Here is a 10215-nt window from a genome sequence, read left to right as displayed (position 1 = left end):
GCATTGTTATCATATGTGTTCTTGTTTTTTTTCAAGCAGAAGTCGGCATACGAGATGTCTTAGGGTCTCGTGGGCTCGGAGCTGTGTATAAGAGACAGGCCTTGGGGGTGGCCGTGGGCGCGGCCGCAGGCGGTCAGGGCAAGGACGCCGTGGCCCTCGACGCGGGTGTGCGGGCCGAGTGTCTCCGGGTTCACCGACAGTTGCTCGGCGATCGTGGTGGCGTCGGCGGTCTCTAGGTCTTCGGGGAGGTCGTCGTCTCCGAACTCTTCGAGGTCCGGGAGGTGGTGGCCCTCCTCGGCGGCCAGGGAGCCGAACTGCTCCTCCGGCTCCTCGGAGTCGTAGTAGCGGACGATCTCGCCCTTCTCGGCGATGCACCAGGACGTCCATCCGTCGCCGCCGCTCACGCCGTACCAGTGGACGGTGCCGAAGTGGTCGCTCAGGCTCCGGCAGCGGGCGAGGACGATGTCGCGGAAGGCTTCGTCGTCTTCGTCCTCGTCGTCGCCCAGGCCGCTGATCAGGTGGGCGTCTTCAGAGTGATGGCCGAAGACCAGCGTCCAGCCGTCGAAGGCCGGGGAGACGTACACGCGGGAGCAGCCGCCGTGTTCGGCGTCCGAGTGGGTGTCGTTGGTCCATGCCGACTGGCCGAGCCGCATCGTCACCGGTTCGGGGTCGCTGAGGCCGAACGCCTCCAGGACGGCCTTCTGGTCGGTCGTCGGAACGGCGTACCAGGCGCCGCAGAGGTGCATGGGTTCCGGTGTCTCGTTCGCGAGCTTGATGCGAATCAGGCGCCGGATGAGGGCCTGGTCGCGGTCCTCCATGGCGGACGGTCCGGCAATGGCGGCGATGGCCTGTAGGGCGGGCACGCGGCGGCGGCCTGCGGTGCTGGAGCGACGGACATCCCTGAGCAGGGGCAGCACCTCGGGGCCGATCCCCTGGAGGGCCCAGATGATGCGCTGCCGGACGTCGGCGTCTGGGTCGTCCAAGAGGGCGATCAAGTCGGGGGCATAAGGAAGAGCAGCCTCGCCCTTCAACTGCAGCGTGTACGCGACGTCCGCGCGGACGGTCGGGCTCGGGTGCCGCAGGCCGGGGACGAGCGCCGACAGGTCGTCGAGCTTCAGGCCGCAGAGCGCCCAGCCGCAGCGGCGGGCGACCTCGGTGGTGGGGGCCGCCGCTATCGCTTCGAGCAGCGGGTCCAGGGAAGGACGCCCGATGTTGCGCAGCACGGTTGCGCTGGTGCTCCACTCGACCGGTGAGTCCTCGTCGCAGAGGACGTCCAGGACGGGGCGCACGGCCGGGGCGCCGAGCTGGACCAAGGCATCGCTCGCGGACTTGTGGTCCGGTCCGGCCAGTCGCTCTATAAGGGCCTGTATCTCCACGGACAGGATGATTGCATCAGTCAGTGACTTTCAGGATTCCGTGGGCGCCGGATTCGCCGTGTCGCATGTCGTGGTCGACGAAGGGATAGTGGCCCGCTTCGGGGACGACGGTTTCGACGAAGCCGCCCTGGCCGGGGGCCAGGTCGAGGATCTGCGCGCCGCCGGGGTCGTTCTTGCGCAGCAGGTAGGCGCCCTCCTTGTAGAGGGTGTCGAACTGCGCGCCGACGATGTGGAAGGCGGTGCTGGAGGAGGGTCCGGCGTCCACCACCCACACCCGGACGCGGTCACCGGTGCGGGCGGTGAGCGGGGCGTGGTCGTAGCCGGCGGCGGTGCCGTTGAACATCCACGCGTCCGGGCGGCCGTCACGCATCTTGGCCACCTGCGCCTCCGAGCCGGGCTGGCCGAGGTACAGCTCGCCTTGGACGATGACGTACTCGCGGTCGGCGCGGGGCAGGTTCGGTGGGTCGATGATGACCGCGCCGTACATGCCGTTGGCGATGTGCTGCAGCATCGGCATCGTCGAGCAGTGATACAGCCACGCCCCGGCATGCTCAGCGGTGAACCGGTACGTCAATCGCTCCCCCGGCTGGATGGTGCGCATCGGTACGTCCGGGGCCAGGCTGCCGGCGTGAAAGTCGATCCCATGACCCATGGTCGTGTCATTGACCAGGGTGATCACGAACACGTCCCCGACCCTGCCGCGCAACACCGGGCCCGGAACGCTCCCACCGAACGTCCACATCGTCTGCCGGACGCCTGGCGCCACCTCCAACTCCCGGTCGGTGGCACGCAACTCCACCCGATGCTCCCTCGCCCCCGGAGCAGGCTTGAGCGAGGCGTCATACGGCTTCCAGCCCGCCGACGGACGGGCCGACAGATCGAGTTGGCCCGTGCCCATCGCCTGGTGATCCATCGACGGCGCCGCCGATGGAGCATGCCCTGTATGCACGCCAGTCGTCTTGATCTGCATCGTCATCCCGGCGGCACGATGGCCCGCAACGGTGCACCAGCCGTCTACCGTCCCCTTCAACGGCGGCACCGTCAGCGTCGCCGACTCCCCCTGATCCAGCATCGGCGTCGCCTGACCCGACGCCAAACGCAGGTCATGCCGCATCGCGTCCTTGTTGGTCACGCGCAACACCAACCGCGTCCCCGGCGCGGCCTCGATCGTCCCCGGCCGGATCCGCATGTTCGCCAACGTCACGTCCACCACACGCGTCCCCGACGCGGCCACGGTCCCGGGAGAGGAATCACCGCTGCCCGCCGCCACCCCCACAGCCAGGGCCGAAAGGACGATCCCGGCAGTGATGCCCGCAACAACTGGTGACGGCCGGTGCGAGCGGAGAATAGTCGCCACCGCCAGCAGGACGAACGCAGCAAGCGCGGCCAGGACGACGATCCACCCGCCCCGGTTCGCCCATGCCGGTACCGGGAGGACGAGCAGCGGCACCGCGACGTTGATCGCCGCCACCCGGACGATCCAGAAGCGCTCGATGAGCCCGGCGTTCGCCTTCAGCGCCGCCGGTCCGCCGCCCAGGACGACCGGGAGCAGGAAGGTCAGCGCCCCCAAGAGGGTCTGCCCCACGAAGCCGACCAGCACGAGTGGGAGCAGCCCCGAGAGGCTCTGCCGGGACGCGTCCGCCAGCAGTGTCACGGCGAACCACAGTGTTCCGGCGGCGAGCATCCAGGACGCGGGCGTGTGCGGGCGCCGCTGCAGGAGCGTCCGGACGAACGGGACGAGGGCCAGCGCCGCAGCACCCGCGTAGAGCACGAGTCCGGCGACGACGATCCAGCGCAGTTCGGCGAGCAGGCCGCCGACCGCGATCCCCAGCCCCGGCACGGCGACGCGCAGCGACCAGCGTGCGATGCGGCCCGTGCCGTCCACCATCCGGGTGCGGAGGACGGTCGGCCACAGCGTGAACAGCGTGCCGAGCACCGCGAGCCCTACCCAGCCGAGGATGTTGACGTGGGCGTGCGCCTCCCGCATCGGCGCGTGCCACTGCGACGGGACGCGGCCGGACGCCATCAGTCCGCCCAGCGTCCCGCCCACGATCAGGGCCGCACCGGCCCACAGGTACCAGCCGACGACGTGCGCGAAGCGTCCGCCCAGGGCGCTTCGGCCGCGCAGGGCCAGCACGCTGATGTGCGCCGCGACCACGCCCACGACCGCGACCGCGCCACCGACCGCCACCCACGGGAAGCCTTCGGCGACCCCGTACAGCACCGCGACGATCCCCGCGTTCAGCGCGGCCAGCCGCGTCACCGGCCACCAGTCGGGCGGTGCCGGGACGCGCAGCAGCGCCGACGCGAAGTGCTCCGTCCACGTCACGATGGCGTTGGTCACCGCGCCGAGCAGGAACAGGTGGATGAGCAGCCAGCGCGGCGCGGGCAGCTCGTGCCGGACGAGCGCGGCGGCGACGGTCAGCGCCAGCCAGACGAGCACGACCCCGTTGGCGGCGGCGTGCCAGGCCGCGCGCGGGCGGCGCGGCGTCGGGGGCGGCGGGCCCGCCTTGGGGCGGATGCCGATGGACGTCATGACCGTTCCCTTTCGACCGGCCGCTGCGCGGCCCCTCCCGCGGGCTGCGGCGCGGCCCCTCCCGCCGACCGTGGCGCGGCGCCTCCCACCAGTCGCGACGCGGCCACCGCGCACGCGCCGAAGAGCAGCAGCGACACCTCGCCCAGCACTCCCCCAGCCGTCCGCGCCGCGGAAGAGCCCGCCAGGTCGCCACCCACGCGCAGCAGGAGCGAAGCGTGCAGCAGGACCAGCGGCGCGTACAGGACGGGGTGGTACGGCAGCCGGATCCGCAGCACGGCGGGCAGGATCACCGGCGCGTGCCCGAACACCATCGACATCACGAAGCCGAGGAACACCGCGTGCAGGGCGGCGTCGTAGGCGCCGCCGCCGGGGCGTCCGGCGATGAGCCAGATGGTGCCGGCGGCGGCGAGCCAGGCGTACCCGGCGAGGAGGCAGGCGGCGGCGAAGCGGGGCAGGCCGGTCCCCCGGACGGTGCGGCGCGCGATGTCGTGGACGGCGAGCCAGCCCGCGAGGGCGGCCATGCCGAGGCCGGTGAGGCGCCAGCCCGGTTCGGCCCACCACACGGAGACGGCGGCGCCCGCGCCGATCAGTGCGGCGGTGGCGACGAGGCCGTCGGAGGCGCGGCGGCCGAGGAACGCGACGCGGGCGAGTTCGAGGCGCTCGCCCGCGATCGTGAGGACGAGGAACGCGGCGAGCCACGGGACGATGTCGCCGACGCCGCGGCCGCCGATCCACAGCAGCCCGGCGGCGTACCAGGCGACGGCGCCGGCGGCCTGGACGGCGAGCGGGCGGAGCTCCTCGTTTGAATGGTGGTGGGTGGGGGCTGGAGGACGGTCGGTCCGGCGGCCGAGGACGGCGATGTAGACCGCGACGAGCCAGCCGCCGGCGGCGGTGAGGAGCACGCGTCCGGGGGCGGCGAACCCGGCGGCGGTGGTGAGGGCGCCGAGGCCGGCGAGGGCGGGCGACGCGTAGGCCCAGGGGCGGCCGAGGGCGACGGCGCGTTCGAGGGAGATCAGCGTGCCGAGGAAGCCGAGGGCCATCAGCGGACCGTGCTGCTGCGCGAACGCGGTGCGCGGCAGCGGGACGCCGACGTCCAGCAGGGTGAGGGCGCCCCACAGCCCGGCGATGAGGGAGAGCAGCGCGCCGGCGAGCAGCGGTAGCCGGCGCGCCGCGAGGCGGGGTGCGGCCCGGGGGCTTCGGCCGTGTACCCCGGCTCCCTGATTCTCCATGGCAGCTATTATAAATACAAGCAGCGTTGTGAAAAATACGCCGGCATCGAGGAGTGCGCATGACCACATCGACCGCGAGCCCGCAGCAGGAGACGGTGCGGGCCATCCTGGACCACCACGAGCGGCTCGGCCGGACCCTGGCCGACCACGCGCTCACCATCGCCCGCGCCGTCGACCAGCTCGTCGCCCCCTACGAGCGGCGCGACACGCTCGTCGCGTTCCTGAAGGAGGAGATCGTCCCGCACGCCGAGGCCGAGGAGGCGACGCTCTACAAGGCGGCGGAGGAGGTGCCGGAGGCCCGGCTGCTGCTGCGGGCCATGCTGCGCGAGCACGCCGTCCTGCGGGACCGGGTCGCGGCGCTGGAGGCGGCCCGCACGCCCGCGGAGGCGGTCGGCGCCGCGGCGGCCGTCAACGCCCTGTTCCAGTCGCACCTGGAGAAGGAGAACGAGCTCATCCTGCCCGCGCTCGTGGACGCCGGTGTGAAGCTCGACACGCTGCTCGACGGCATGCACGAGATCCTCGGCAAGGACGAGGGGTCCCACGGCGGCGACCACCACTGCACCTGCGGCGGCCACGACGACCCGGGCACGCCGGGCGCGACCGCCGAGGTCGCCGACGGCGAGCTGGACGTGCGGACGCTCGTCCCCGCGCAGCGCCACCAGCAGATCTTCGCCGCGTTCGGCGGGCTCACCGCCGGGACGGCGTTCGTCCTCGTCAACGACCACGACCCGAAGCCGCTGTACTACCAGTTCGCCGCCGAGCACCCCGGCGAGTTCACCTGGGACTACGAGGAGTCGGGCCCCGAGGTGTGGAAGGTCCGCATCGGCCGTCCCTGACCTCGGGCGAGAGCACGCCTGACGGCCGCGGCGCGGCGGCCGTCAGGCGTTTCGCACGTTCGCGAACCCCGTCAGCACGTTCGCGAAGCCCGTCTGGACGTTCGCGAAGCCCGTCTGGACGTTCGCGAAGCCCGTCAGGACGGGTCGTAGGCGAGGTTCGGGGCGAGCCAGCGCTCGACCTCGGCGACCGGGAGGCCGCAGCGGACGGCGTAGTCCTCGATCTGGTCCTTGCCGACGCGGCCGACCGTGAAGTACCGGGACTCCGGATGCGCGAAGATCAGGCCGCTGACGCTGGCGGCGGGCGCCATCGCGAACGACTCGGTGAGCTTCATGCCGAGGCGGCCGGCGTCCAGCAGGTCGAACAGCTGCTGCTTCAGGCTGTGGTCGGGGCTCGCCGGGTAGCCGAGCGCGGGGCGGATGCCGCGGAACCGCTCGGCGTGCAGGTCGGCCAGGTCGGGCTCGGCGCCGGGCTCGAACCAGGCGCGGCGCGCCTCCAGGTGGACGTACTCGGCGAACGCCTCGGCGAGCCGGTCGGCGAGGGCCTTGACCATGATGGCCTTGTAGTCGTCGTTCTGCTCCTCGAACTTCGCGGCGAGGTCCTCGGCGCCGAGGATCGTCACGGCGAAGCCGCCGAGGTGGTCGCCGGCGGGGGCGATGTAGTCGGCGAGGCACCGGTTCGGGCGGCCCTCCGGCTTGGACGTCTGCTGCCGCAGCATCGGGAAGCGCGGCCCGCCGTCCAGGATGATGTCGTCGCCCTCGGAGTGCGCCGGCCAGAACCCGTACGCGCCGGACGCCTCGAACGCGCCGTCCGCGATGATCTGGTCGAGCAGCTGGTTGCCCTCGTCGAACAGCTCGCGCGCGACGGGCTGGTCGAGGATCGCCGGGTACTTGCCCTTCAGCTCCCAGGCCAGGAAGAAGAACTGCCAGTCGATCATCTCGCGGATCGCGGTGAGGTCGGGCTGGACGATCCGGACGCCGGTGAAGTCGGGCGTCGGCAGGTCGGAGAAGTCGACCTTCTCCCGGTTCTCCCGGGCCCGCTCGATGGTGAGCATGGGCCGGCGCTGCTTCTTCTCGTGCTGCTCGCGCAGCCGCGCCTGCTCCTCGCGGTTCGCGGCGTCGAGCGCGGCGGCGCGGTCCTCGTCGAGGAGGTCGGAGACGACGCCGACGACGCGGGAGGCGTCCAGCACGTGCACGGTCGTCGACGCGTAGGCGGGCGCGATCTTCACGGCGGTGTGCTGGCGGGACGTGGTGGCGCCGCCGATCAGCAGCGGCAGCCGCATGCCGCGCCGCTCCATCTCGGCGGCGACGGAGACCATCTCGTCCAGCGACGGGGTGATCAGCCCGGACAGCCCGACCGCGTCGGCGTTCTCCGCGATCGCGGTGTCGAGGATCTTGGCGGCGGGGACCATCACGCCGAGGTCGACGACGTCGTAGTTGTTGCAGCCGAGCACGACGCCGACGATGTTCTTGCCGATGTCGTGGACGTCGCCCTTCACCGTCGCGAGGACGATCTTGCCCTGGCCGCGGTCCTGCTGGACGCGCCCGGCGGCGAGCGCCTCCTCCTTCTCCTTCTCCATGAAGGGCTCCAGGTAGGCGACGGAGCGCTTCATGGCGCGCGCGCTCTTCACCACCTGCGGCAGGAACATCTTCCCGGACCCGAACAGGTCGCCGACGATCTTCATGCCGTCCATCAGCGGCCCCTCGATGACGTCGAGCGGACGGGCGGCCTGCTGCCGGGCCTCCTCGGTGTCCTCCTCGATGAAGTCGACGATGCCGTGCACGAGGGCGTGCGAGAGGCGCTGCGCGACCGGGGCGTCCCGCCAGGACAGGTCGACCTCGCGGACGGTGCCCTTGCCCTTGACGGTCTCGGCGAACGCCACGAGCCGGTCGGTGGCGTCGGGACGGCGGTCGAACAGCACGTCCTCGACGAGTTCGAGCAGCTCGGCGGGGATGTCCTCGTAGACGGCGAGCTGCCCGGCGTTCACGATGCCCATGTCGAGCCCGGCGCGGACGGCGTGCAGCAGGAACGCCGAGTGCATGGCCTCGCGGACGACCTCGTTGCCGCGGAACGAGAACGACAGGTTCGAGATGCCGCCGCTGGTGCGGGCGCCGGGGCAGCGCTCCTTGATGCGGGGCAGCGCGTCGATGAACGCCTTCGCGTAGCCGTTGTGCTCCTCGATGCCGGTCGCGACGGCGAGGACGTTCGGGTCGAAGATGATGTCCTCGGCGGGGAACCCGATCTTCTGCGTGAGCAGGTCGTAGGCGCGCGCGCAGATCTCGACCTTGCGGTCGGCGGTGTCGGCCTGGCCGGTCTCGTCGAACGCCATGACGACGACGCCCGCGCCGAAGTCGCGGATGCGGCGGGCCTGCGCGAGGAACGGCTCCTCGCCCTCCTTGAGGGAGATCGAGTTGACGACGCCCTTGCCCTGGACGGTCTTGAGCCCGGCCTCCAGCACAGTCCACCGGGAGCTGTCGACCATGATCGGGATGCGGGCCACCTCGGGCTCGGTCGCGATCAGGTTGAGGAACGTCGTCATCTCCCGCTCGCTGTCGAGCAGGTCGGCGTCCATGTTGACGTCGAGGAGGTTCGCGCCGCCGCGGACCTGCTCCAGCGCCACGTCGACCGCGGCCTGGTGGTCGCCCGCCTCGATGAGCTTGCGGAACCGCTTGGAGCCGGTGACGTTCGTCCGCTCGCCGATCATGATGAAGCCGGTGTCGGCGCCGATCTCGAACGGCTCCAGGCCGCTGAACCGGCTGGCCTTCGCCGGCCTGGCCACCTCGCGCGGCGCGAGGCCGCGCACCGCCTCGGCGATCTTCGCGATGTGCGCGGGGCCCGTCCCGCAGCAGCCGCCGACCAGGTTGACCAGGCCGGACTCGGCGAAGTCGCGCAGCAGGGCGCCGGTCTCCTCGGGCGTCTGGTCGTAGCCGCCGAACGCGTTCGGCAGGCCCGCGTTCGGGTGGCTGGCGACGTAGGTGCCGGCGATCCGCGCCAGCTCCTCCACGTGCGGGCGCATCTCCGCGGCGCCGAGCGAGCAGTTCACCCCGACGGCGAGCGGGTCGGCGTGCTCGATCGACCGCCAGAACGCCTCGACGGTCTGCCCGGACAGCGTCCGGCCGCTCAGGTCGACGATCGTCACCGAGATCCACAGCGGCAGCTCGGGGGCGACCTCGCGGGCCGCGGCGATCGCGGCCTTCGCGTTCAGCGTGTCGAAGATCGTCTCGATCAGCAGCAGGTCGACGCCGCCCTCGGCGAGCCCGGCGATCTGCTGCGCGTAGGACTCCTTGACCTGGTCGAACGTGACGGTGCGGTAGGCCGGGTCCTCGACGCGGGGCGACAGCGACAGGGTCACGTTGAGCGGGCCGACCGACCCGGCGACGAACCGGCCGCCGAACTCGTCGGCCGCCTGCCGGGCGAGCCGGGCGCCCTGCACGTTCATCTCGTGCACCAGCGACTCCAGGCCGTAGTCGGCCTGGGCGATGCCGGTCGCGGTGAAGGTGTTCGTCGTGGTGATGTCGGCGCCGGCGCCGAGGTACTGCCGGTGGACGTCCAGGATCACGTCCGGCCTGGTCAGGTTGAGCAGGTCGGGGTCGCCGGTGACGTCCTTGGCGTGGTCGCCGCCGACGCGGTCGCCGCGGTAGTCCTCGGGCTTCAGCCCCGCGCCCTGGAGCATCGTGCCCCAGGCGCCGTCGAGCACCGCGATCCGCTCGTCCAGAAGCTCGCGCAGATTCGTGTGGGTCATAGGTTTTCGAGCACCTCCCAGCTCATGTGGGAGGCGCCCTTGCGGAAGTCGGTGTGCCGGGCCCGAGCGTGGCGGGCTGACGCCCGTTGCAGCGCCTCTCGGACCCGTTCCGAGGTTACCTTCCCGAGATCCGGTGTGTCAGTCGCGTCCCACGATGCGGGCACGATGAGGTGATGCGCGCGCGACCGATCTCACCGTCACGGGTGGTCACCGAACTCTCCGAGCGGATCGCCGCCGCCGGGCGCGGTTCACGGCTCCGGGTCGCGGTCGACGGCGCGCCACCTGCGGCTCCGTGGGATCTCGCCGACGCGCTCGCCGCGCCGCTGCGCGCGCTCGGGCGGGACGTGGTCCGGGTGTCGGCGCGCGGCTTCCTGCGCCCCGCGTCGCTGCGCTACGAGTTCGGGCGGGACGACCCCGACGCCTTCTACGACGAGTGGCTCGATGTGAACGGGCTGGTCCGGGAGGTGCTGGCGCCGCTGGAGCCGGGCGGGACGGGGC

The 10215-nt window shown here is 71.8% G+C and carries 6 protein-coding genes; 2 read left to right on the top strand and 4 right to left on the bottom strand.

The features are described from left to right. Positions 1–59: 59 nt before the first annotated feature. Genes ETD96_RS33095 through ETD96_RS33085 form a run of 3 tightly spaced genes read right to left on the bottom strand, consistent with a single transcriptional unit; the run spans position 60 to position 5141 of the window. Entirely contained in the window at positions 60–1376 is a 1317-nt protein-coding gene (locus ETD96_RS33095; RefSeq protein ID WP_171069356.1) for a HEAT repeat domain-containing protein, read from the bottom strand. Between the two features lie 16 nt (positions 1377–1392). Next, positions 1393–3912 carry a multicopper oxidase domain-containing protein gene (locus ETD96_RS33090; protein WP_138640417.1) on the bottom strand — a complete coding sequence of 840 codons (2520 nt, stop codon included), beginning with the start codon at positions 3910–3912 and terminating at the stop codon, positions 1393–1395. Beyond that, positions 3909–5141: a hypothetical protein gene (locus ETD96_RS33085; RefSeq protein WP_205719566.1), complete on the bottom strand. Its 1233-nt coding sequence runs from the start codon at positions 5139–5141 to the stop codon at positions 3909–3911. Before ETD96_RS33085 ends, ETD96_RS33090 begins: the two co-directional genes overlap by 4 nt. A 59-nt stretch (positions 5142–5200) precedes the next feature. Between ETD96_RS33085 and ETD96_RS33080 the strand changes: the two genes are divergently transcribed. Continuing rightward, positions 5201–5977 carry a DUF2249 domain-containing protein gene (locus ETD96_RS33080; protein WP_138640416.1) on the top strand — a complete coding sequence of 259 codons (777 nt, stop codon included), beginning with the start codon at positions 5201–5203 and terminating at the stop codon, positions 5975–5977. 134 nt (positions 5978–6111) lie between these two features. Here the strand turns inward: ETD96_RS33080 and metH are convergent, their stop codons facing one another. Further along, positions 6112–9717: a methionine synthase gene (metH, locus tag ETD96_RS33075; protein WP_138640415.1), complete on the bottom strand. Its 3606-nt coding sequence runs from the start codon at positions 9715–9717 to the stop codon at positions 6112–6114. Between the two features lie 173 nt (positions 9718–9890). Between metH and ETD96_RS33070 the strand changes: the two genes are divergently transcribed. Next, positions 9891–10215 (top strand): nucleoside/nucleotide kinase family protein (locus ETD96_RS33070; RefSeq protein ID WP_478209495.1); only part of this gene is annotated, 325 nt, incomplete at its 3' end.

The organism is Actinomadura geliboluensis (genome assembly GCF_005889745.1).
Classification (GTDB): Bacteria; Actinomycetota; Actinomycetes; order Streptosporangiales; family Streptosporangiaceae; genus Spirillospora; species Spirillospora geliboluensis.
The sequence above is the reverse complement of the archived record's forward strand: the minus strand, read 5'-3'. Positions and strand labels throughout refer to the sequence as shown.

Coding starts and splice junctions, on each gene's coding strand:
- ETD96_RS33085 (WP_205719566.1), bottom strand. CDS start 5,141: ATGGAGAATCAGGGAGCCGGGGTACACGGCCGAAGCCCCCGGGCCGCA.
- ETD96_RS33080 (WP_138640416.1), top strand. CDS start 5,201: ATGACCACATCGACCGCGAGCCCGCAGCAGGAGACGGTGCGGGCCATC.
- ETD96_RS33090 (WP_138640417.1), bottom strand. CDS start 3,912: ATGACGTCCATCGGCATCCGCCCCAAGGCGGGCCCGCCGCCCCCGACG.
- metH (WP_138640415.1), bottom strand. CDS start 9,717: ATGACCCACACGAATCTGCGCGAGCTTCTGGACGAGCGGATCGCGGTG.